The sequence below is a fragment of the Amycolatopsis sp. CB00013 genome (assembly GCF_001905755.1).
Taxonomy (GTDB): domain Bacteria; phylum Actinomycetota; class Actinomycetes; order Mycobacteriales; family Pseudonocardiaceae; genus Amycolatopsis; species Amycolatopsis japonica.
In genome coordinates this window covers 135,805-159,116 of sequence record NZ_LIWC01000001.1, presented here as the reverse complement: position 1 = coordinate 159,116, position 23,312 = coordinate 135,805, and the positions used below count along the sequence as shown (strand labels likewise).

Genomic DNA, 23,312 nt, shown 5'->3' with positions numbered 1-23,312 from the left:
GGTGGTGCTCCTATCAGGGGCCGGCCGGGCCGGCGGTGCGACGGGGTCTTCTGGTCTGGGTGCGGCCGCGGCGGGCGGCGACGCGTTCGGCGGCACGAGCCAATTCCGGGCTGGCGGCGCCATCGGAGTGCAGGTGCGCGGCGAGGGCGCGGACGGTGGGATGGGTGAACAGGTCGACCATCGGGATCCGGCGGGCGAGCCGGGCGGTGACCTGGGCGTGCACCTTGGCGAGGGCGAGCGAATGCCCGCCCACGTCGAAGAAGTTGTCGGTGTGCCCGACTTCGGCGACGCCGAGGACGTCGCACCAGGCCCGAGCGATCACGGCCTCGGTCGCGGCGAGCACCGCCGGGTCCGCGGCGACCGACGGCGGCCGTGCCCGGACGCGGGTCGTCGCGGCCGGAGCGGCGGTGCGGACACCCGCCCTCGGCAGTTCCGGCACACTCGTCCCGACCGGCGCGTCCGGCGCCGCGGCCAGCGCGCCGAGCAGGGCGACGTAATCCTCGGCGAGGCCGGCCATCCTGGTGTGGTCGAACAGATCCGGGTTGTACAGCAGTTCGACGCCGTCGTCGTGGACGTACACCGTGAGGTCGAACGGCGACCCCGGCTTGTCGACCGGCAGCCACGCCGAAGCCACGCCGGGCAGGTCGAGCCGCGGCTCGGCGAAGTTCAGGACGTTGAACATCACCTGCACGAGCGGCGCGTGCGCGGGATCGCGGGGCACGCCGAGCGCCTCGACGAGCCGCTCGACCGGCGCGGCCGGATGCGCGGTCGCGGCGAGGAGTTCCGCGCCGCCGTCGCGGACGTGCGCGGTGAAGTCCGCGGCGTCGTCGGCCCGCAGCCGCACCGGCACGATGTCCACGAAGAACCCCGCGACGTCTTGGCTTTCGGCGAGCTGCCGGTCCGCGACGACCGTGGCGACGAGGTGGTCGGCCGCGCCGGTGAGCCGCCGCAGCAGCTGGCCGAACGCGGCGAGCAGGACCCCGGCGCGGGTCGTGCCGGTGCGGGCGGCCAGCGCCCGCACCGATTCGGCGGCACCGTCCGGAAAGGACTGACGCAGACTCGCGCCCCGGTAGGTCTGCACGGCCGGCCGTGGCCGGTCACGCGGAAGGTCCACTGTGGTCGGTACACCGACCAGATGTTCTTTCCACCAAGCGACATCCACGGCTTCTCGGCGTTCGTCACGTCCGGCCCGCCACACCGCGTAGTCCGCATAGGAGGCCACCGGCGGCGGCAGCGGCTCGCCCCGGTAAGCCGCCGACAGGTCGGCGCACAGCAGGTCCTGCGACCAGCCGTCGAACACCGCGTGATGCAGCGTGAAGCCGAGTACGTGCTCCGTCTCGCCGAGCCGGTAGAGCCGCACACGCCAGGGAGCCTCACGGTCGAGGTGCACCGGTGTCGCGGCGTCGGCGGCCAGCCGGGCCCGCAATCCGTCCTCGGTCACCGGCGCCACCGGCAGCGGAACGTCCGACGGCGGCAGGCCATCCGCCACCGGCGCGCCGTCGACGGCGCGGATCCGCCAGCGGAGCACGTCGTGCCGCTCGGCGACCGCGCGCAAGGCGTGGCGGAGCGCATCGACGTCCAGCGCGCCGGTCAGCCGGAACGCCATCGCGATGTTGTACGGCGCGGCGTCCGGGGCGAGCTGGTCGAGGAACCACATCCGCCGCTGCTGTGGGGACAGCGTGGGCGCGTGCCCGGTGGTCAGGCCCGGCCCGGTCAGTGGCGCCGCGGCCGCGACCCGCCGGGTCAGCTCGTCGAGCGTGCCCCCGGCCAGGACGTCCTCCGTGGCGATGTCGGCGGCGAGCTCCGTCCGCAGCGCCGCGACCAGGCGCATCGCGGCGATCGAGTTCCCGCCCGAGGCCAGGAAATCCGTCCCCGCGCCGTCGCCGAGCACCCGCCGCCAGATGGCCGCGACCGCGCGTTCGGCCGGGGTGCCGAGCGGCCCGAGTTCCTGTTGGCCCGCCAGCTCCGCTTCGGCCAGGCCGCGCAGCGCGGGCCGGTCGATCTTGCCGGTGAGCGGGTTGACCGGCAGGCGGTCGAGCACCCGGACCGCGGCGGGCCGCATCGCCGCGGTGAGCCGGTCACGGCCGAGTTCGTCCACATCGGACGGTGCGGAAGCCGGTGCCACGAAGGCGACCAGCCGGGTGCCCGCCGGTCCGGGGACGGCTGTCACGGCGGCGGCGTCGACGTCCGGATGGGTCGTGAGTGCGGCCTCCACCTCGCCCAGCTCGATCCGCTGGCCGCGAACCTTCACCTGACGGTCGGCCCGCCCTGCGAACTCGAGCCGCCCGTCGGGCAGCTCACGAGCCAGGTCTCCGGTGCGGTAGAGCCGCTCCCCCGGCGTGATCGGGTCGTCGACGAACTTCGCGGCGGTCAGCTCCGGGCTGCCGAGGTAGCCGAGCGCGAGGCCGGGGCCGCCGATGAGCAGCTCGCCGATCTCGCCGGGCGCGACCGGCCGCAGCTCGGCGTCCACGACGTACGCCCGGTGGTTCGGCGTCGGGCGGCCGAGCGGCAACGGGTCGGCGGGGATGCCGGTGACCTCGTCGGTGACGACCACGACCGTGGTCTCGGTCGGGCCGTAGGCGTTGAAGAACCGCCGTCCCGGCAGCCAGCGCGCGGCGAGCTCCGCGGGCACCGGCTCGCCACCGCAGGCGATGACACGCCAGCCGGGGACGGCCGCGGGGTCCACCATGGACAGCAGTGTCGGCGTGACGAAGCCCCACTCGACGTCGTGCTCGACGAGGAACCGCCGCAGCCGTTCGGGGTCCGCCCGGTCGGCGACCCCGGTCAGCTGCACCGATCCGCCGTTCGTCAGCGGGACGAACACGTCCATCGTGAAGGCGTCGAAGGCGAGTGAAGAGATGCCGAGCGCGCGGGCGCCGGGCTGGATCCCGAGGGCGGCGGCGAATCCGGTCACGAACGCGACCACGTTGCGGTGACTGGTCAGCACGCCTTTGGGACGGCCGGTGGAGCCGGAGGTGTAGAGAAGGTGGACGAGGTCGTCCGGCCCGGCGGGGCACTCGACGGGTTCCTCGACGGGCGGGGGCACGTCGAGCGCCTCGATGCCCGCCGTGGCACCGAATTCGGCCCGTGCGCGGTCACCGACGACGAGGGAGACCTCGGCGTCCGCGGCGATTTCGGCCAGCCGCGCCTTCGGGCCGCCCGGCTCGAGCGGTACGTAGGCGGACCCGGACAGCAGCACCCCCACGACTGTCGAGATCAGCTCCGGGCGCCGGTCTGCGCAGACGCCGACGCGGGTGCCCGGCCCGGCACCCCGGGACCACAGCAGCCGCGCGACGCCGGTCGCCGACGCGACCAGTTCGCGGTAGGTCAGCCGGGCGTCCCCTTGCCGGACGGCGACGGCGTCGGGGCTGCGCGCGGCCTGGGCGAGGATCAGCCCGGTGAGCGTGGTGTCCGGATAGGACAGTGGCGGGCCGTGGCCACCCACGACGGGCAAGGTGTCGGTCACCGAGGGGTCTCCTGGTCGGTTGTGTGCTGACGCGGTGGGTCGATCCAGTGCCGCTCCCGCTGGAACGGATAACCCGGCAAGGGGACGCGGCCGGGATCGCCGTCCGCCGCCCACTCGACGTCGCCGCCCCCGGCCCACTGAACGGCCAGGTCCCGCTCTGCCCCGGCGGGGCCTTCGACGTCGGTTCCGTTCGCCAGCACCGCGTCGAGCGCGGCGACCGCCGACTCGACCGAATCCGCCACCACGGCGGCCCGGCATGCGAACGCCCGGCGGACCGAAAGCGTGTACGCCGTGTCCCCGAGGTCCGGCGCGTCCGCGGAGAGCCGGTCGCGCAGCCGGGAAACCGCCTCACGCAACGCCTTCGCGTCACGCGCGGACACCGGCAGGACGAACGGACCGCTCGCCTCCGCCCGTGGTTGCCCGGCGGGGGCCTCCTCCACGATCACGTGCACGTTCGTGCCGCCCATGCCGAACGAGCTGACCCCGGCCACCCGCCGCTCACGGTCGGGCCAGTCGGCGGCCTTCGCCGGGACGTACCAGGGGCCGCCCGCCAGATCGACCTCCGGATGCGGGGCCGTGAAGTGCAGGTTCGGCGGGATGACACCGTGCCGCACGGACAACACGGCCTTGATCAGCCCGGCGATACCGGACGCCGCGTCGAGGTGCCCGATGTTCGTCTTCACCGAACCCAGCGCACACGTTTCCGGCGACACGTCCCGGTAGACGCGGTTGAGCGCGGCCACCTCGATCGCATCGCCCAGCGGAGTGCCACTGCCGTGGGCTTCGAGCAGCGCGACCTCGTCCGGCGCGACGTCCGCGAGGGCCAGCGCCTCGGCCACCGCGGCCGCCTGCCCGGCCGGTCCCGGCACGGCGTAACCCGCACGGTCCGCGCCGTCGTTCGTGATCGCCCAGCCGGGCAGCACGGCGTAGATGTGGTCGCGGTCGGCGACCGCGTCCGCCAGCCGCCGCAGCACGACGGCCCCGGCACCCGAGCCGAATCCGGCACCCGCCGCGGCGACGTCGAACGCGCGGCACCGGCCGTCCGGCGACACGAGCCCGCCGCTGCGATAGCGCGGCCACGTCACGCTCGCCCCGCCGGCCAGCGCGACGTCGCACCGGTAGTCGAGGAGGCTCTGCGCGGCCAGCGCCACCGCCGCGAGCGAACTGGAGCACGCGCTCTGCACGGCCACCGCAGGCCCGGTCAGCCCGAGCCGGTAGGCGACCTGGCCGGGCAGGTGGTCGGTGAGCTGACGGCCGGGCAGCCGCCCCTCCCAGTCGTCCGGGTCGACGTCGCCGGTCACCGCCGGGTTGCCGAACAGGTGGAACAGGAAGTAGCGGTTCACCGAGGTGCTCGTGAACACCCCGACCGGCCCGGTCTCGGCGGCGGGGTCGCGGCCCGCGTCCTCCAGCGCCTGCCAGGCCGTTTCGAGGAACAGCCGGTGCTGCGGGTCGGTCCGTGCGGCTTCGTCGGCGGTGAATCCGAAGAAACCGGCGTCGAAGTCTTCGACACCCTCGATCCGTCCGCCCGCCCGCACGTACGCCGGGTCGGCGCGCAGGCTCGGTCCGATGCCCAGCGCCGCCAACTCGTCGTCGGTGTAGTCGTGGATCGAGTCGACGCCCGCGCAAAGGTTCCACCAGAACGACGCGGCGTCCGGCGCGCCCGGGAACCGGCAGGCCAGCCCGACGACGGCGATGAGATCCCCGGTCTGCTCCTCCGCGGTGACCGGCGGCAGAGTGTCCGAAGTGGACTCCGTGAACCAGGCTGCCTGTCCGGCGATCGTCGTACGCTCGAACAGCGCGAGAAGCGGGACGTCCACGCCGAATTCGCCGGCCAGCCCCGCCTGCACGCGGCCGAGCCGCAGCGAGTCGCCGCCGGCGTCGAAGAACGCCTCGCTGCGCCCGACCCGGTCACGGCCCAGGACGGCGCACCAGATCCGGTGCACGCGTTCCTCGTCCGGGGTCAGCCGCTCGTCCGGGACGGTCGCGGCCGCCCGCGGGTCCGGCAGCGCCAGTTCGTCGAGTTTCCCGGTGACGGTCAGCGGAAAACCGTCCAGCACCGCGACGGCGGCGGGGACCGAGTAGCCGGGCAGGACGTCGGCCAGCGCCGCCCGCAGCGTCCGGCCGTCCGGACGCGGGCCGTCCGCGGTCACGTAGGCGAGCAGGTCGCCGTCGCGCACGATCGCGCGGGCCTCGGCCACGCCGGGCTGTTCGGCGAGGCGGGCCTCGATCTCGGTCAGCTCCACCCGGAAACCGCGGACCTTGACCTGCCGGTCGAGCCTGCCGAGGCAGACGAGGTTCCCGTCCGGCAGCAGCCGCCCGAGGTCACCGGTCCGGTAGCGGCGGACGCCGTCGGCCGTCACCCCGAACGCCGGGCTCGGCTGGTCGAGGTAGCCCTCGACGAGGTGCCGCCCGCGCACTTCGAGTTCACCGCTGTCCAGCACGGTGAGCGTGAAGCCGGGCAGCGCACGCCCGATCGGCAGTGGCCCGTCGGCGTCCGGGCCCAGCTCGGCTGCGGTCGTCCGGTAGTGCGCCGCGAAAGTCACCTCGGTGGCGCCGTAACCGTTGACGAACACGCAGTCCGGCGCGAACCGGCCGCGGCGGACATCGGCGTGGGTCGCCTGCTCGCCGCCGAGCAGCACGGTCCGCACGGACGGGAGGCCGGTCTCGCCGAGGACGTCGAGCAGGTGCCGGTAGACCGTCGGCGTCGAGTGGTAGACGGTCACCTCATGCCTGGCCAGCTCGCGTGCGGCGTGGGCGAGACCGTGCGCGCGCAGGTCGACCGGCACGAGCGCGGCGCCGGTGAGCAGGGCGGGGTACAGGTCCGGGATCGCCGCGTCGAAGCCGAACGACGCGAGCAGGCTGAGCCGGTCGGCCGCGGTGATACCGAGCGCGGCGATCTGGTTGTCGACGACGTGCAGGAGATTGCGGTGGGTCTGCGCGACGGCCTTCGGCCTGCCGGTGGACCCGGAGGTGAACAGCACGTACGCCGGGCTGTCCGGATCGGTTTCGGGTACCGGGAGCGGCGCGGTCTCGATGCCGGAGCGCACGAGCCGCGCGGATCCGGTGCGGCACAAGGACTCCGCGAGCTCGACGTACTCGGGATCCGCGAGCACGGCGGTCACCCGCGCGGCCGCGAGCTGGTACTCGAGACGTTCCCGGGGAAAGGTCGGGTCCAGCGGGACGTAGGTGCAGCCCGCGGCGAGGGTGCCGAGGATCGCCGCGATCGCGGCGCTGCCGTGCCCGGTGACGAGCCCGACCCGCTCCCCCTGCCGGACACCGGCGTCGCGCAACCGCAGCGCGCGGCCGCCCGCGAGCCCGGCGAGCCGGGCGTAGGTGAGCCCGGCGCCGTGCTCGAAAACCGCGACCCGGTCGGGCGATTTCCGGGCGTGCACATCGAATCGGCTGACGCAGCCGGCTTCTCTCATCGGGCGTCGAGCAGTCGCTCCGAGGCTTTTCGGGCGCACGACAACAACGGCGTGGACTTCATCTTGCTCCCCAGTGACCATGCAGGTGAAGAATTACGCAAGGTTAAGACGATCCGCCGCGACGAGGAATACGATTTCCGCCGATTTGGGCCGAATGGCGCACTGATCTTGGACCACAAGACGCAGCTAGCCGCGTCTTCCAGCTCAATCGGCGACCTTGACGATCTTCACGGCCCATCCTTCGGCCACCATCGACACTCGGTCGACTACGTTCGGTAATGTGTCGGATATTAACCGACACCGTGCCGCGGAATGCATTCACCAAAACAAAGTGGACAATTTTCCACAATCGATTCAGAAATAGCATTCATGATCGCGCGGGACAGACTTACGCCTGCCGCGACGTTGCACCCACCCGAGAGCGCTCGCCCACCCTTCCCCGCGAAGCCAGGTCAAGGTGTCCGTTTTGCGCATTTTTGCGCAAGCAAGGCAGACATGGCGTGGTCGCGGACGGGTCGACGATGGGGTGAAGGCTCCCTTCACCGCGTCTAATGCGGTGAAGGGAGCCTTCACCCCGGTCACTCACCCGCCCCGGCCACCTCGCCGCCGGCGCCTGCGTCGCGAAAGCCACTTTCGCGACGCCAGATGTCTCGAAAGTGGCTTTCGCGACACGTTCGACACGCGGAAACCCGCGAAGACCAGGCAGGAGGCCTTCGATGCCAGATTCGCTCGCCAGAGCATGTCTTTTGTGGACACTCGACCGCCTGCAGACGCGGCGATGGAACCGCCCGCGCCTCCCGCGAGTCCCAGTTGAGAACTGGACGCACAACGACTACAAGGGACTGAATGAAGACGCTACTCAAGAAGGCGACGATCACCGCCGCGGCGAGCACCCTGCTGCTCGGCCTCACCGTGGTGGGCACCGCCTCCGCTGAGGCCGCGGCCATCACCTGTGACTCGAAGTCCAGCGGTAAGGACGGGCCCTTCTACCGTGGGGAATCCGCCTCCTACGCCTACGACAACCGCTTCAGCAAGAGTCACCCCATCCCCGCGTTGGAGACCAACATCCCGCAGGGCACGGCGACCTGGTCGAACTGGGACGGGTCGAACGACCTGATCCTGGTCACCTCGTACGAGTCGGGTCACCGCAGCGCGATCATCATCGGCATCGACGCCAAGACCGGCAAGCAGGTCGGCCAGGCGCTGCTCGCGTACTCGCACGTCGGCGGGATCGCCGTGTTCGAGAAGCAGGGCTGGGCGTTCGTGTCGGGCAAGGGCGACACGATCCGCAAGTACTCGCTGGCGAAGCTCAAGAACGCGATCAAGAAGTCGCTGCCCATCGAGCAGGAGGGAAAGGCGCAGACCGTCTACGCATCCTCGTTCCTCACCAGCCACGGCCCGACCAACACCTTGTGGGCAGGCAAATTCGAAGACGCCAAGCGCGGCCTGATGCACTCGTACACCGTCGGGGCCGACGGCAAACTGGGCTACCGGCCGGGGTCGTGGGAGGTGCCGACGAAGACGCAGGGTCTCATCGTCACCAAGGACCTGTTCATCTACAGCACCTCGCATGGCAGGAACAACCGCAGCAACATCTACGTCGTCCGGCGCGGCGCCGGCGACAAGGACCTGGACACGGCCAAGAAGCACTGCTTCCGCGCGCCGAGCATGTCCGAGGGGCTGACGGTCTACGGCAGCAACGTCTACCTGGCGTTCGAGTCCGGCGCGCACTACTACAGCAAGGCCGCGGACAAGCCGAGGAACATCATCTCGAACCTGCACAAGGCGCCACTGTCCTCTTTGGAGCAACTCGCGCCCCGATGACAGATCGCGGTGAGCGGGCGAGGACGGTCTCAACACCGTCCTCGCCCGTTCGTCACGCCACGCTGCTCGCCTGCTGCTCGGCGATCCAGTCCCGGTAAACCGTCACGTCGGTCCAGATGCCCAGGCCGCTGGCGCATTTCGGGTCCGCGTCGCCGTCGCGGCTGGTGGCACCCACCAGTTCCCACTCGCCCGGCCTGCCCTTGATCTGCGGCCCGCCCGAGTCGCCGTAGCAGCCCATCGCGTCCGGCGTGTCGGAACCGGTGCAGATCTCCTTGCCCGTGGCCAGATTGCGGCACTCCTCCGCCGGCCTGACCTTGGTGTCCAGCTCCTGGAGGATCTCCGGTGCCCCGCAGGTCTGGTCGGCGCAGTGCTCACCCCAGCCGAGGATCCGGGTCGCCGTCCCCGCGTCGCCCACCGCCTCGGCGATCTTGATCGGTTTTTCGGTCACCGGTTTGTCCAACCGCACCAACGCGATGTCCCCACCCGGCGGGTTCTGCCCGACGAAGTCCGGGTGCACGATGATCCGGCTGACGCCGGTCTCGGTGCCTCCGCTGTTGTGCTGCCGCGCCCCGATCCTGGTCCTGATCTCCCCCGGCTGCGCCCCCTTCACGCAATGCGCCGCGGTCACCACCCAGTTCTCACTGATCAGCGAACCACCGCAGAAATGGTTGCCGCCCTGCTGCAGCGACACCATGAACGAGTAGTCCTCGGTCGCGTCGTGCCCGCCGATGACGAAGGGCGTCGGCCCGCCGGCCGCCGAGGCGACCCCCGGGATCAGCATCGCTCCCGCCGCGGCCAGTCCGACCGCCAGTACCCCTGTTTTGCGAAGCATTATCGTGATCTCCCCGTAGACGACGAATTACTGACAGTCGTCACACTATGGGGCGAAGATCATGACTGGATCGGCTCATCGGCCGGGTCGACATCGGCCGAATGGCCGACCCAGCGTGACCGCGCCACACGATGGGTGTCCGGTCGGCGTCCGCTCCTTCGGCCGTAACCGGCTTGTCACGGGCATCGGAGTCGGTACGGTGCTGGGGACGAAGGGGTTCCGTCGGCCGATGCGGTGTGAGGTGTGGGGTGTCCGTGCAGAGTGAACGGGTTCCAGAGGGTGTCGACGTCCGCTTGCCCAGTGCGGCCCGGGTCTACGACTGGCTGCTCGGCGGCAGCCACAACTTCGACGCCGACCGCGCCGTCGGGGAGAAGGTCGTGGCCGTCCTGCCGTCCGGACGCCGGGTCGCCGCGTCCAACCGGGCGTTCCTCCGCCGTGCCGTGCGGTACATGGTCGGCCAGGGCATCACCCAGTTCCTCGATCTGGGCTCGGGGATCCCGACCGTCGGCAACGTGCACGAGATCGCGCAGGACATGGACCCCGGCTGCAAGGTGGTCTACGTCGACTACGACAAGGTCGCCGTCGCCCACAGCCGCCTGATCCTCGACGGGAACCCGAACGCCACCGTCGTCGAGGCGGACCTCTGCCGACCCGAGGATGTGCTGAATTCCGCCGCGACGCAAGGGATGCTGGACTTCGACCGGCCGATCGGGCTGCTCATGGTGGCCGTCTTCCATTTCATCCCGGACAGTCTGCGCCCCGCCGAGATCGTCGCCCGCTACCGCGAAACGCTGCCGAGCGGCAGCCTGGTCGCGCTGTCGCATCTGACCGCCGATCACGCGCCCGAGGCGATGGCGGCGGTCACCGAGGCGATGAAGAACAGCCGAGACCCCATGTATTTCCGCCCCTACGCAGAGGTCACCGCCCTCTTCGACGGGCTGGACCTGGTCGAACCCGGTGTCGTGAGCGCGCCGCTGTGGCATGCGGAACCGGGCCTCCGCGACGTCGAGCCGGACGACGTCTACGCCGGGGTCGGACGCAAAGCCTGAGCGTCCGACCCCGCCGCTCCTCCGGGTTCAGCCGACGGCGACCTCCGCGAGTGGCACCGAGGTGTCGGCGAGCCGGTCGGGGTCCACCGGCCGTCCGCCGCGGATCAAGGCCTTGATCGGGTCGCCGACGTCCCAGACGTTGACGTTCATCCCTGCCAGCACCCGGTCTTCCTTGAGCCAGAAGGCGATGAACTCCCGGGCCTGGACGTCGCCGCGGAAGACGACACGGTCGTGACCGGCGTTGTGGCCGAGGTACTCCATCCCGAGGTCGTACTGGTCGGTGAAGAAATACGGGAGTTCGTCGTAGGTTTCGTCCTTGCCGAGCATCCCGGCGGCCGCGACTGCGGGCTGTTTGAGCGCGTTCGCCCAGTGCTCCACCCGGACCCGGCCGAGGAACGGGTGATCGGCGTTGGCGACGTCCCCCGCGGCGAAGATGTCCGGGTCGCTGGTGCACAGGTGCGCGTCGACGCGGACGCCGTTGTCCACCGTCAGTCCGGCGGCTTCGGCCAGCGCGGTGTTCGGGACCGCGCCGATCCCGACGAGGACGGCGTCGGCATCGACGCGGGCGCCGTCGGCGAGACTGACGTGCTTCGCGCCCGTTCCGGCCACTTTGGCCCCGAGCCGCAGGTCGACGCCATGCGTGGTGTGCAGGTCCGCGAACACCTTGGCCGCGTCGGGCCCCAGCACGGGCAGCAGTGGCAACTCGAGTGCTTCCAGCACCGTCACGTCGAGACCGGCCTGCCTGGCCGCCGCCGCGACCTCGAGACCGATCCACCCCGCGCCGACCACGGCGAGCCGGGACCCCGTCGCCAGCACCTGCCGCAGCCGCTCGGAGTCACCGAGGCGGCGCAGCGTGAGCGCGCCCTCCATACCCGGCAGGACGCGAGGTTCGGCCCCAGTCGCCAGCAGCAGCTTGGTGTAGCCGACCCTGGTTCCGTCGGCGAGCTCGACCTCGTGGGCCGCCCGGTGGATCGCGGTCACGCGGGCGCCGAGCCGCAGGTCGATCTCGTGGCCGGAGTACCAACCCTCGTCGTGCACGAAGGCGCTGTCGGCTTTTCCGGTGAGCATGTCCTTCGAGAGCGGCGGCCGCTCGTACGGACGCTGCCCCTCGTCGCCGAGCAGCACGATCCGCCCGTCGAATCCCTTGTCACGTAAGGCTTCCGCGGCCTTCGCACCGGCAAGGCCGGCACCGATGATCACAAACGTCGGCGATTCCACTTATCCGCTCCTCAAGGGTCCGGTCAGGAGGTCGGCTGCCGCCGTCGCCAGGGCCGCGAGCAGCACTTCTTTTCGCCAATGAAGTTTGGTCTTATTATCTTCGGCGGTCAAGTCCTCACGGGCACTGTGTGGATTTCTGGTCATCCAACGCCCCAAAATCCACACAGTCGATGTCGGTCTCAACGCGGTAACCGGTGAACTGTCGAGTTACCGTCGACCCGTTCGTCATCCTCTTCGACAGATCGACACCGGCGAGTGGAGGACATGTGCTGTACATGCTGCTGATCTACAACTGCGATCGCCCGGAGCCGCAGGACCCGCGCTTCCCCGAGGCACTGGCCCGGGTGAACGCGTTCGCCGACGAGTGCCGCCGCCGCGGCGCCTTCGTGTCCGGGCATCCGCTGCAGGGCGAGCACACCGCGACCACGGTCAGGGTCCGCGAGGGCAAGACGCTCGTCACCGACGGCCCGTTCCCCGAAACCCACGAACACCTCGGCGGCACCTACGTGCTCGACTGTCCCGGTCTCGATGTGGCGCTGGAGCTGGCGGCGCTGTGCCCGATGGCCGAAGACGGCACGATCGAGGTGCGCCCGATCGCCGGAGTGCCCGCTCTCGACCACCGGGCGGCGACCGGCGTATGACGTCGGCGCCGGTCTTGTCGGAGACGTATCGCGAGCATCGATCCCGGATGCTCGCCGCGCTGGTCCGGGTGCTCGGCGACTTCGAACTCGCCGAGGACGCCCTGCAGGACGCGTGCGCGCTCGCCGTGGGCAAATGGGGTGATGCGGCTCCGGACGATCCGGTGGCCTGGTTGCTGACCGCGGCGCGCAACTGCGCGATCGACCGGCTGCGCCGAGCGCGCCGCGGTCAGGAAAAACTCGCCGAGCTGGGGTTTCCGCCGGAGGTGGCGCGAATGGACATCGGAGAGGAAAGCCTGCTCGGCGTCGGGGACGAGCGGCTCAGTCTCATTTTCACCTGCTGCCATCCCGCGCTGGCCGAGGAAGCGCGGGTCGCGCTGACCTTGCAGGCGGTTGCCGGGATGACCGCGGGGCAGATCGCGCGCACGTTCCTGGTCGGTGAGGCGACGTTGGCACAACGACTCGTGCGGGCGAAACGCAAGATCCGCGACGCCGGGATCAGCCTCGACGTTCCCGCCGATCACCTTCTACCGGAGCGGCTCTCTGGAGTCCTCGCGGTGGTCTACGTGATCTTCACCCAGGGCTACACCGCGGACGGCGACCAGCCGGAGTTCCGGGAGCTTCAACGGGAGGCGATCCGGCTCGCCGAACTCGTCGCCGCGCTCATGCCCGACGAGCCGGAGGCGCTCGGCCTGGCCGCGTTGCTCCTGCTGCAGGATTCCCGCGCCGCGGCACGCTACGGGCCCGACGGGGACGTCGTCCTGCTCGCCGACCAGGACCGGTCGCGATGGGACCGGGCCGAGATCGCCGAGGCCGTCGGGCTGCTCGACCGGGCGCTGCGCCACGGAAACCCCGGTCCGTATCAGCTGCAGGCCGCCATCGCCGTGCTGCACGCCCAAGCGCCGACGGCCGACGAGACGGACTGGGCGGGGATCGCCGGACTCTACGAACGATTGCTGGAGTTGAGCCCCTCCCCCGTCGTCGCCCTGAACCACGCGGTCGCGGTCGCCATGGCCACCACCCCGGCGGACGGCCTCGTGCTCATCGACGACATCGAGGGCCTCGACCGGTACCACCTCCTGCACGCCGCCCGCGCCGATCTCCTACGGCGTCTCGGCAGGAGCGCCGACGCCGCGGCCGCGTACCGGCGCGCGCACGCACTCGCCGTCAAACCCGCCGACCGGCGCTATCTCACCAAGCGGCTGGCCGAACTCGGCACCGTGGAGTCCCGATGAGACTGTCCATTCTCGACCACGGCCGACGCGATGCGCGGGCCGTCCCACTGGACCGCCGGCGAACGCGAATACCTCGCCATGTCCACCGCACGGCTGCACGAATGCCCGTTCTGCGCCGTCACCCACGCCGAGCTCACGGCCGTCCGCACGTTTCTGGAGGCCGTCAGCCGAGATCCCGGCTCGATCGACGCCACCTTCGTCTGGAACATCGTCAACCGGCTCGCCAACGCCTTCGGCTTCGTCCTGCGCGACGGCCAGCTGGAGACCGGGACCAGGTCGCTGCACCGGTTCGGCTACCGGTTCCCCGGCTTCCTTCTCAATGAGGGACGGAAAACCGACCACGGAGACGTGGCGCGGAACCTGCGTCACGCCGTGCTGGAAAGCCCCGCCGCGACGGACAAGAACATCCGAGCGGCCGCCCTGACCGGTGAGCGACTGCCCGGGCCGCGATCTGAGTCACCGGGCCGAAGGCTCCCTTCGCCGCCTCTGATGCGACGAAGGGAGCCTTCGGACCGAGTCGGGCGGGCTAGTCGGGACGGCCGACCTGCGTGTTCGACAGGTCGAGCCCGATGGCGAAGTCCGCCGTGTAGCCGGTTCCGGACTGCTGTGGACGCAGCAGCATCTGGGATCCGCCGTTGCGGTAGATCGAGTCCCGGCTGTTGGTCGTGTCGGCCGGGCCTTTCCGCCGGTACGGGTCTGTCCGCAGATAGGCCGCGCCGAACTCGGGCGTGAAGTAGAGCTGCGACGTGAACTCGTACGGGCGGCCGTTGGTTCCGATGGTGCGTATTTTGACGTGGATATGCAGCGTGCGTCCGGTGTACCAGCCGGGAAGAATGGTGGTGAACCGGGCCGTGCCCGCCTGGTCGGTGTTCTGATAACCGCGCAGGAAACGGCGGCCGCGGCTGCCCTGGGACGGAATGTCCGAATACAGCCCGAAAGCGTCGCACTGCCAGAGGTCGATCATCGCCCCCGACAGCGCGGTGCACTGCTGCTGGCGAACCTGCTGAACGGTGAAATTGATTACCAGCGGGGTACCGGGAACCAGTTGTCCGGTGGACGGTTCACTGCGGATATCGGAGCGGTTGAGCCGCTCGTCTACGAAGTACGGACCCTCCATTTGCTCTGGCTTGACCACACAATCCAGCGTGCAGACCTCGGGAGTGCCCTCGGTGGAGGTGGTGGTGCTCGCCGTGGCGGAGCCCGCGGCGGCGAGTGTCGCACCGGCGGCGCCGAGCAGAATCAACGCCTGCCGCCTGCCGAGCACCCGGCCTACTGGTTCGTCATCGTCATGCATAGGGTTCCTTTTCGCCAAATGATGGGAGCAGGGAACTGAGCGCAACAGAAGGATTTGCTCGCAGGGTGCCGCGCGGAACCGATTGTCCGTGACGGCCCGTCCACTGTCGAGAAAGTTCACTCGCGCGCATCATACTTCGAAGCGAGCACCATCATTTTATGACCCGAATTCTCGAACCCCTATTACGGCATTTCGCCGCCGCACGGTTCGCGGCCGCCGGGGCAGGCGTCCGCATCGGCTCCAAACCGTTACCTGAACTCGCGGCAGGCGGGGAAACGCCGGGAGCGGGTTCCGCGACTAGTACAGCGAGTGACCAGCACGCTACGCACCACCGAGCCGCGCCACCGCCCGACGGGGGAGACAATGCGCCGGACATTCGTCGTCACCGACGTCGTTCATCCTGCCGGGTACGAGGACCGGCTCCGGACGGTGCTCAGCGACCTCCACGACGGCGTCGGGCCGACCCTCGCCGTGGCCGTGCTCGGCCTGCGCGCGGCCCGTGATCTGCTCGTCCGTGACCGAGCCGGGGCCGAGCGTCTCCTCTCCAGGCTGGAGGAGGAGCTCTACGGCGCCATCACCGAACTGCGCCGCATCGTGACCGACGCGCGCCCGCCCGCGCTCGACGAGGCGGGCCTCGTCACGGCCGTGCGCCGGTACGCCGGCATGCTCGCCGACCGGGTACCCGCCGAGCACGGACCACTCGCGGTGACCGTCGAGGTCCGCCGCGAGCTGCCGCCGCTGTCGGCCGCGGTGGAGGTCGCCGCTTACCGGATCATCCGCGAGGCGCTCGTGAACATCGCCCGCCACTCCGGTGCCCGGCAGTGCACGGTGCGCCTCTGGCCGCTGGACGGCGACCTGCGCGTGGAGATCGTCGACGACGGGGTCGGGACGGGCGGGGAGCCGCCGCCCGTGGTCGGCGGGACCGGGCTGCGGTCGATGCGGGAACGCGCCGTCGATCTCGGCGGTGGCTGCGTGGTCGAGCCGGTGCCCTCGGGCGGCACCCGGATCGCCGCCTGGCTGCCGCTCGCCACCCAGGAGTGAACGCGATGTTCCCGCCGCTTCGCGTCCTCGTGGTGGACGATCATCCCGCCTTCCGGACGGCCATCTGCGCGATGCTCGACGGTACCCAGGGCATCGACGTCGTCGGGCAGGCCGCCGACGGTCTCACCGCGGTCGCGCAAGCGGGCAGGCTGGAACCCGACGTCATCCTCATGGACCTGAACCTGCCGGACCTCGACGGCGTCGAGGCGACCCGCCGGATCGTGAAAGCCTTCCCGCACACCGGTGTGCTCATGCTGACCATGTTCGAGAACGAAGCCGCGGTGTTCGCCGCCATGCGCGCGGGTGCGCGCGGCTACCTGCTCAAGGGTGCACGCAACGAGCAGGTCGTCCGCGCGGTACGGGTGATCGGCGACGGCGAGGCGATCTTCAGCCCGGCGATCGCGACCCAGGTGCTTTCCCTGCTGGGCACGGAATCCCCGCGTAACGAGTCCTTCCCGAAGCTGACCGCGCGCGAGCGGGAGATCATGCGGCTCATCGCGCAGGGCATGGGCAACGCCTCCATCGCCGACCAGCTGGTGCTCAGCCCGAAAACCGTGCGGAACCACGTGTCCCACATCTTCCGCAAGCTCCAGGTCACCGACCGGGCCCAGGCGATCGCCAAGATCAGAAAGGCGGGCGTCGCTCGATCGGAGTAGCAAAGCGGGACATATCGGGACTCCGGATCCCTGTTCGCGACACCCCGTCCGCACGATCCTTGGGAATGACGAAACGCCGTTCGCGGGAGGGGTTCATCGATGCTCGTCGACCAGATCCCGGTGCTGCTCCATGCCACCGACACCATCACGCACGCGGGTGTCACCGCCGCGCTGCGCGCACGCCCTGAGATCCGCTTCGCCGACGACACCGACGAGCCGGCCGTCGTACTGGTCATCGTCGAGCGGCTGAACGAGGAGGCACGGCAGTTGCTGCGCAGCCTCCACTGCGCCGGCTGCGCCGGGGTCGTCCTGGTCGCCGGGGAGGTGGACGACTCGGAGCTGCTGGACGTCGTGGGCAACGGTGTCTCCGCGATCATCCGGCGGGCCGACGCCACCCCCGACACCCTGGTGCGGCTGGTCAAGGCCGCGGCCGCCGGGGAAGGCGCGCTGCCGCCGGATCTGCTCGGCCGCCTGCTGTCCAGGGTGTCCCGGTTGCAGCGGGACGTGCTGCAACCGAACGGCTGGGATCTGGCCGGGATGTCCCAACGCGAGACCAAGGTGCTGCGGATGGTCGCCGACGGCTTCGAGACGAAGGAGATCGCCGACCAGCTGAGCTATTCCGAGCGGACGGTGAAATCGATCCTGCACGACATCACCAACCGTTTCCAGCTCCGCAACCGCGCGCACGCCGTCGCGTTCGCCTTGCGCGAGGGATTGATCTGATCCACGTCTATTCGATGCGGCCCGAGAAGGAGACCGACGGAGTGCACCGGCTGCCGCCTCCCGGCGTCTGGCAGCTGACCGCGAGCACGATCTTCTCCCCGGGGGCGAACCGCCATGCCTGCAACCAGTGGTGGTCGAGGTCGCGGAAGTTCGCGAGGCCGACTTCGAGAAGAACGGTCTTGGTGCCACCGGAATCCCGCAACAGCCGCAGGGTTCCGTTGTCACCACGCGGGTTCTGCAGGATGAGGTCGGTGACGACCAGTGTCTTCGCGGCATCCGGAACGGCGTAGGGGAATTCGGCGAAGCGGTTGACGTTCGAGTCGACCGCCGCGTCCGCCGCCACGCGGAAGTCGGTCGGTGTCCCGTTCGCGTTGCCCGCCGGGTTCGGGACACCGTTCGACGCCCTGGGCCCGGGCGGCGCGCCGTCCGGAGGCGGGGTCAGCCCGACGGCCTTCATCGCGTCTTCGGAGTTCTGTTTGGCCTGAACGGCGTCCTTCTTCGCCTCCCCTGCGGCACCACCGGCGTCCTGCGCGGCCTTGATCACCTCCTGGTTCTGCTCCTGCGCGGCCTCGCGGGCGGCCGACTTCACCGCGGGCCTCAGCACGGTGAACCACAGCGTCACCAGGGCCAGCAGCAACACCAGCAGCGCGGCCAGTGCAGGCAGCAACCACTTCGGCAGCAACTGCCGCTGCACCATGGTGCCTTCGGTTTTGAGCGGTTCGGCGTTGTCCGCGACGACGAACACCTGGAAGCGGTGCCGGACGGGTTGCCCGCGCAGGAACCGTTTCCGCGGCCGGGCCCGCAGGCGGACGAACGCGGCCGTACCCGGCGCGAGGTCGGCCCGGTTCCGTTCGAGCTGGAAGTCGAGCTCGTCCTCGGGGTCGAGCGCGCTCAGTTCGACGGCGACGGGATGGTTGCCGCGGTTGTCGACGGCGACTTCGAAATCGGCCTTGGAACCGGCCTCCACTTTCGCCGGAACGACTTCGGCGGTCACCTCGGTGAACGCGCCGAGCTGGATGCTGCCTTCCTCGACCACCGACCCAGCCGGGTCCTCGCTCGAGAAAACCCTGACACCGAACGGGATCTGGCCCGCCCGGACGTCGGACGACCGCGGCGGCGAGAACCGCACGACGACCGTCCCCGCCTCCCCAGGCATCAGGTTCACCGTCGCCGGTTCCGCGGTGGCCCAGGCACCCGGATCGCCGACCACCTCGATCGCGAACTGATCGACGACCCGGCCGGCATTGCGAATGGTCACCGAGCAGCTGATCTCCTGGCCCGGTTCCGCGACCAGACCCGCCTCGGACAGCGTCGCCGTTGCTCCCATACCCGGAAGTCTGCGCGTCCGGCGCGACGACCGGCAGCAGCGGACGGGTGTGCGGCCGTGCGCCGGTCGTTGCCCATAGGGGCAGTGGCCGGTGTGCTCGGAAGCTGTCTGAGCGGTTTCATGCTGTCACGAGTGGGCTGAAGGCTCCCTTCACCGCATCCGATGCGGCGAAGGGAGCCTTCGCCCCGGCCGGATACTGGCCGTGAGTGGCGTTTCGGGCTAGAGCCAACCGTGTGCTCTGTGCCTACCTACGTCCGACCTGCGTGGGAGCGACGACCGAGTGGGGAAGATCCCGGACGTTGGACGGCCGGAATCTTCCCCACTCACCCAAGACGACAGCCGGCATGAGCTTCACTGCCCCGCCTGCCTCACCAACGGGGACTGGGCGCACAGGGCGCGGCGTGCGCAAAGGCGTGACTCGCGTGATCAGGGACGTGACTCGCGTGATTGGAGGCCGCACTCGCGAGTTCCGCCTTCGATCACGTGAGTTCCGGCGTCGATCACGCGAGTGCGGCCGATCGGTCCAGGTGGTCGTGAGTGGCGTTTCGGGTTAGAAGCCGAAACGCCACTCACGACGCGGCCCCTCAGCCTCGGGTGATGAACGGGGGTTGCAGGGTGCGGAGCACGACCAGGATCGGATTCGACGCCGCCGTCCCGAATTTCGGGCCGCCGACCGAGGTCACGTTCACCGTGCGCGGGCCGATCAGGTCGTGGTGGAAGATCAGGAAGTACGCCTCGAATCTTCCATCGGCGCCGACGGTGACCTGCCCTGGCGCGGAGATGCCCGCCGACCAGGCCAGCCGGACCACCGCGCCCGGCGGGAAGTCCGTTCCCCGCACCCGCGGGACGAAGCCGAGCGTGCCGATCTTCGGATCCAGCTCGACCACCGGCTGCCGGACCACCACACGCGCGGTCGCCGTGTTGTCCCCGGCGTTGTTGTCCGGTCCGGTCGTGCTCACCGTGCCGGACACCTGGCCCTCGAACGCGGCCTTCGCGGCCAACGAGATCCGGACCGTCACCGTCTGCCCCGGCCCGAGCGTCCCGAGCGCGCAACTTCCACCACCGGGCACACAGCCGGGTGCGGCCGAAGTCGCGGGAAGTTGTGGTGGCAGCTGGGTCACGAGCCGGACGGCCGGCATCGGGGCCTGGGAACCGTTGTGCACCAAGTAGGTCAGCACCACGTCGTCACCGCCGGCGAACAACGGGACCGCCGAGACCGACATCCCGACCGACAAGGATCCGGGGGTCACCGGTGGCGCCGGCTTTTCGCCGACCGTCACGACCGCTGTGGCGGAGTTGTTCCGTGCGTCGGCGTCGGGACCGGCCGTGGTGACCGTTCCGGTCGCCGCCTGCGCTCCGGCGACCAGACCGGTCGCGCCGAACCGCACCCGTACCTCCTCGCCCGGCACCAGCGTGCCGAACGCGCACACCAGTTCCGGCGTGCAGGTGCCCTTGGTGGGGAGGACCGCCGCCGGTCGCAGTCCGGCCGTCAGCCGGACGAACAGCCCCACCAGGGGCGACGCGGTGGCGCCGCGGTTGGTCACGACGAACTCGAACGTGGTGAGCCCCTCGAACGGGATCGCGGTGGGTACGGCGCTCGTGCTCACCGCGAGATCGGGAATCCGTTGGAACGTGGGCTGCGAGGCACCACCGGGGCCGTCGATGAGGATCCGGCCGTCGCCACCGGTGAACGGAACGACCGCGATCCGTGGCGGGGACTCGCCCGGCGAGTTCGTGTACGCGACGAGACCGCCGTCCGGCGACCAGGCCGGATCGTCGACGTATCCCATGCGCTGCACCAGGATCCGGGCCGCGCCCCCGTCGGCGGGAGCCACGCAGACCAGCGCGTTGCCGCTCTGGAACGCGAGGGTGGCCCCGTCCGGCGAGACGTCCGCCGCGCTTTCCACGCCGGCCCCGCAACCCGGCCCGAACAGCGACGAAAGGTCACGCTGGTCTCCCGGCACGACGACGTCGGGCGAAGGCTGGGTCAGGGTGACCTGCCACAACTGCTTCCGCCGCTCCTCTCCCGGCGGGGCGACGGCCATGACCGCGGTCTCGACGGCGGTGCCGTTCTTCCCGCGCGCCGTGCACGTCACCGTGGTGGCCCCGACCGGGAACAGGCTGCCGGACAACGGAGTGCAGCTCGGCTCGAGCGGGCTCCCGTCCACGTCCACCGCGGTCGCGGGATACTCGATCACCGTGGGGCCGGTTCCGGTCACCGTCCGGTCGTGCAGCGTGATCAGGGGCAGAGCCGGATCCTTGACGCGCACGGTGACGTTTTCGGTGTATCCCGGCCGCACGGTCGGCTCCCCGTTCAACCGGAATTCCACGCGGCAGCGCAGGAAAGAACCCACAGCGGCCGTCTGGGACACCGTCGCCGTTTCGGTGAACCGCGCGTTCGTGCCGCCCGGAACACTCTGCGGCCCCGCGGGATCGAACGTCATCGTGAGGCCGGGATCGCAGAAGCTCACCGGCTGGACGCTGACCGGGAGATCACCGATACCCGCGATGATCGCCTCCGAGATCCGGCCGGCGTCGGTGTCGGGCGTGAGGACACCGTTGGTGGCGCTGGTGACCGCGGTCGCCTGTCCCCGCGCGTCGAGACCGCGGTCGGGATCGGTGCTCGACCCGCCGGTGACCGCGGGAACGGCCACCACGCTGATCTTCGCCGCGTTCAGTGCGGCGATCACCTCCGCCCTCGGCGGGGTCTCGTGACTCGCGGCGTCGCCGACGAGGACGACGACCCGGCTGCTTCCCGGGCGGAAGGTGATGGCTCCGGTCGCGACCTTCTGCAAGGCCAGCAGCCAATCCTCGGCGGTGTCTCCACCACCGTCCGCCTTGATCCGGGCGAACGCGTCGGACAGCAGCTTCCGTTCGGCCTCGGTACCCGCCGGGGTCAGCGGCTGCTGAACGTAGAACGGCCGCGGGGCCGGGTCTTTCGCGTCGCCGAAGGCCACGACGGCGAAGTTCGCTTCCTTCTCCCGTTCCCGCACGCTGTCGATGACCGTGCCGAGGTTCGTCTTGACCCCTTCGATCACCCCGCCCATGGAGCCGGTCTGGTCCATCAGCAGGACGACGTCCGGCAGGGACCGGATCCGGTCGGTCTGCACCGTCTTGGCGATCCGCGCCGACCCGCCGCGGCCGACCGGCACGTCCACCGTCGCGGGGTCCACTCTGGACGGTCCCGGCGGCCCGATCCGGGTGGCGGCCCGGGTGAGCGTGATCTTGGCCCCGTCCGCCGACCAGACCGGCTGCGAGTCGTCGCCACGCAGATGCGCCGGGATCGGGATGTCGCCGAGAACACGGCCGTCCGCGACGCGCACGATCCGCACGAAGCTGTCGGAACCCTCGCCTGCCGACACGGTCCGGGTGAACGCGATCTTCGTCGCGTCCGGCGACCATGCCGGATGACGCTCCCGTTTGCCGCGCTCGGCCGCGGTCAGCGGTCGCGGCGCGCCGCCGTCGGCGTTCGCCACGACGACCTGACTGTTCCGGCTCTCGCCGGTGCCGAATTCCGTGTAGGCCAGCGAAGTCCCGTCCGGGGAGAAGGCGGGATCGGCTTCGTCCGCGTCCGGCCGGTTCGTGAGGTCGCGGCGGTCGCCGCCGCGCGCGTCCGCGCTCCAGATGTCGGTGGTGGCCCCGCCGCGGAGCTGGGTGAACACCGGCTGCCCGTCGGCGCGGAAGGTCGGTTCGGTCTCGCCGACACCGGACAACGCGGAGATCACCGAGACCTGACCACCCGCGACCTGTTTGACGTCGCCCAGCGGATCCGGTTGCCGGGTGGTGAAGGCCAGCCGCACGCCGTCCGGTGACCACGCGGGCTCGGACGAGTCACCGGGCTCCGGGACCGCGCGGGTGACGGCGCCGCCGGTGTCGGCCATGACCACGACATCCCCGGCCGGGTCGAATCTGGTGGTGGTGAACGCGATCCGGGAACCGGTGGGCGCCCAGGCGGGCTGGGTGTCCGCGGCAGGGTCGTTGGTCAGGCGCGTCGGCGCGCCGCCGCCCGACGGCACGGTGTAGAGGTCACCGGCCGGATCCTCGCCGGTACCGCTGAACACGAGACGGCCGCCGTCGGGCGACCAGCTCGGCGAATCGTCCGCGGCCGGTCCCGACGTCACTTGGCGCAGCCCGCGGCCGTCGACGCCGATCACGAAGATGTCCTTGCTGCCCGTGCGTTCCGAGACGAACGCGACCGACGAACCGTCGGGCGACAACGCCGGATGCGTGTCGACGGTCGCGTCGTCGGTCAGGCGCACCGGGACCTTGGTGCCGTCGCGCAGATACCAGATCTCGCCGTCGCGCTCGGCGCCGTCACGGACGGCCCGTTTGCTCACCCACACCAGGCCGCCTTTGCCCGCGGACGCGTCGGAATCGACGCCCCCGGCGCCCGGGGGCAGTGCCGCGCCGGAGGCCTGGAACAGGGCCGTGGTCGCGGCGCTGACGTAGCCGACGCGGTAGGGCGCGGCGGGAGGCGCGGGCTCCTGCGCCGCGGTCGGCGCGAGCACCCCGGTGATCGCCGCTCCGCCCAGCACCGCGACGAACGCGATCGCCGCCACCGCTCGGTTCGGGCGCATGGTCATC

At 70.6% G+C, this 23,312-nt stretch carries 14 protein-coding genes; 7 read left to right on the top strand and 7 right to left on the bottom strand.

Annotation, left to right across the window (positions count from 1 at the left end; genetic code table 11):
* Positions 1 to 13: 13 nt before the first annotated feature.
* The gene (locus tag AMK34_RS00705) at positions 14 to 3,466 is read right to left on the bottom strand and encodes a non-ribosomal peptide synthetase (RefSeq protein ID WP_073842293.1); all 3,453 of its coding nucleotides are present in this window, start codon (positions 3,464 to 3,466) and stop codon (positions 14 to 16) included.
* The gene (locus AMK34_RS00700) at positions 3,463 to 6,858 is read right to left on the bottom strand and encodes a beta-ketoacyl synthase N-terminal-like domain-containing protein (protein ID WP_241832648.1); all 3,396 of its coding nucleotides are present in this window, start codon (positions 6,856 to 6,858) and stop codon (positions 3,463 to 3,465) included. Before AMK34_RS00700 ends, AMK34_RS00705 begins: the two co-directional genes overlap by 4 nt.
* 879 nt (positions 6,859 to 7,737) lie before the next feature.
* Between AMK34_RS00700 and AMK34_RS00695 the strand changes: the two genes are divergently transcribed.
* On the top strand, positions 7,738 to 8,715 hold the full coding sequence (locus AMK34_RS00695; protein ID WP_038515037.1) for a hypothetical protein: 978 nt from the start codon (positions 7,738 to 7,740) through the stop codon (positions 8,713 to 8,715).
* A gap of 52 nt (positions 8,716 to 8,767) precedes the next feature.
* On the opposite strand, the gene AMK34_RS00690 is transcribed toward AMK34_RS00695, so the two are convergent.
* Positions 8,768 to 9,547 (bottom strand): S1 family peptidase, encoded by a 780-nt coding sequence (locus AMK34_RS00690; RefSeq protein ID WP_083649695.1) that lies wholly within the window; start codon positions 9,545 to 9,547, stop codon positions 8,768 to 8,770.
* A 248-nt stretch (positions 9,548 to 9,795) separates the two neighbouring features.
* Between AMK34_RS00690 and AMK34_RS00685 the strand changes: the two genes are divergently transcribed.
* Positions 9,796 to 10,596 carry an SAM-dependent methyltransferase gene (locus AMK34_RS00685; RefSeq protein ID WP_073842291.1) on the top strand — a complete coding sequence of 267 codons (801 nt, stop codon included), beginning with the start codon at positions 9,796 to 9,798 and terminating at the stop codon, positions 10,594 to 10,596.
* Between the two features lie 27 nt (positions 10,597 to 10,623).
* On the opposite strand, the gene AMK34_RS00680 is transcribed toward AMK34_RS00685, so the two are convergent.
* On the bottom strand, positions 10,624 to 11,814 hold the full coding sequence (locus AMK34_RS00680) for an NAD(P)/FAD-dependent oxidoreductase (protein ID WP_073842290.1): 1,191 nt from the start codon (positions 11,812 to 11,814) through the stop codon (positions 10,624 to 10,626).
* Between the two features lie 266 nt (positions 11,815 to 12,080).
* Here AMK34_RS00680 and AMK34_RS00675 point away from each other — a divergent pair, with 266 nt between their 5' ends.
* Together AMK34_RS00675 and AMK34_RS00670 are read left to right on the top strand one after the other, a co-directional pair.
* The gene (locus AMK34_RS00675; protein ID WP_037348370.1) at positions 12,081 to 12,455 is read left to right on the top strand and encodes a YciI family protein; all 375 of its coding nucleotides are present in this window, start codon (positions 12,081 to 12,083) and stop codon (positions 12,453 to 12,455) included.
* The gene (locus AMK34_RS00670; protein ID WP_073842289.1) at positions 12,452 to 13,687 is read left to right on the top strand and encodes an RNA polymerase sigma factor; all 1,236 of its coding nucleotides are present in this window, start codon (positions 12,452 to 12,454) and stop codon (positions 13,685 to 13,687) included. The genes AMK34_RS00675 and AMK34_RS00670 overlap by 4 nt, the downstream gene beginning before the upstream one ends.
* Positions 13,688 to 14,213: 526 nt before the next feature.
* Here AMK34_RS00670 and AMK34_RS00665 read toward each other — a convergent pair.
* Complete coding sequence (locus AMK34_RS00665) at positions 14,214 to 14,981, bottom strand: dioxygenase family protein (RefSeq protein ID WP_038515049.1); 768 nt, start codon at positions 14,979 to 14,981, stop codon at positions 14,214 to 14,216.
* 363 nt (positions 14,982 to 15,344) lie between these two features.
* On the opposite strand from AMK34_RS00665, the gene AMK34_RS00660 reads away from it, so the two are divergent.
* The 3 genes from AMK34_RS00660 (at position 15,345) to AMK34_RS00650 (ending at position 17,401) form a co-directional block, all read left to right on the top strand.
* On the top strand, positions 15,345 to 16,022 hold the full coding sequence (locus AMK34_RS00660; RefSeq protein WP_073842288.1) for a sensor histidine kinase: 678 nt from the start codon (positions 15,345 to 15,347) through the stop codon (positions 16,020 to 16,022).
* 5 nt (positions 16,023 to 16,027) lie between these two features.
* On the top strand, positions 16,028 to 16,678 hold the full coding sequence (locus tag AMK34_RS00655; RefSeq protein WP_073844463.1) for a response regulator: 651 nt from the start codon (positions 16,028 to 16,030) through the stop codon (positions 16,676 to 16,678).
* A 99-nt stretch (positions 16,679 to 16,777) separates the two neighbouring features.
* Positions 16,778 to 17,401: a response regulator transcription factor gene (locus AMK34_RS00650; RefSeq protein ID WP_038515053.1), complete on the top strand. Its 624-nt coding sequence runs from the start codon at positions 16,778 to 16,780 to the stop codon at positions 17,399 to 17,401.
* Positions 17,402 to 17,408: 7 nt separating this feature from the next.
* Here AMK34_RS00650 and AMK34_RS00645 read toward each other — a convergent pair whose 3' ends face one another.
* On the bottom strand, positions 17,409 to 18,728 hold the full coding sequence (locus AMK34_RS00645) for a COG1470 family protein (protein WP_038515054.1): 1,320 nt from the start codon (positions 18,726 to 18,728) through the stop codon (positions 17,409 to 17,411).
* 584 nt (positions 18,729 to 19,312) lie between these two features.
* Positions 19,313 to 23,311: a DPP IV N-terminal domain-containing protein gene (locus tag AMK34_RS00640; RefSeq protein ID WP_143202305.1), complete on the bottom strand. Its 3,999-nt coding sequence runs from the start codon at positions 23,309 to 23,311 to the stop codon at positions 19,313 to 19,315.
* Position 23,312: the final 1 nt, after the last annotated feature.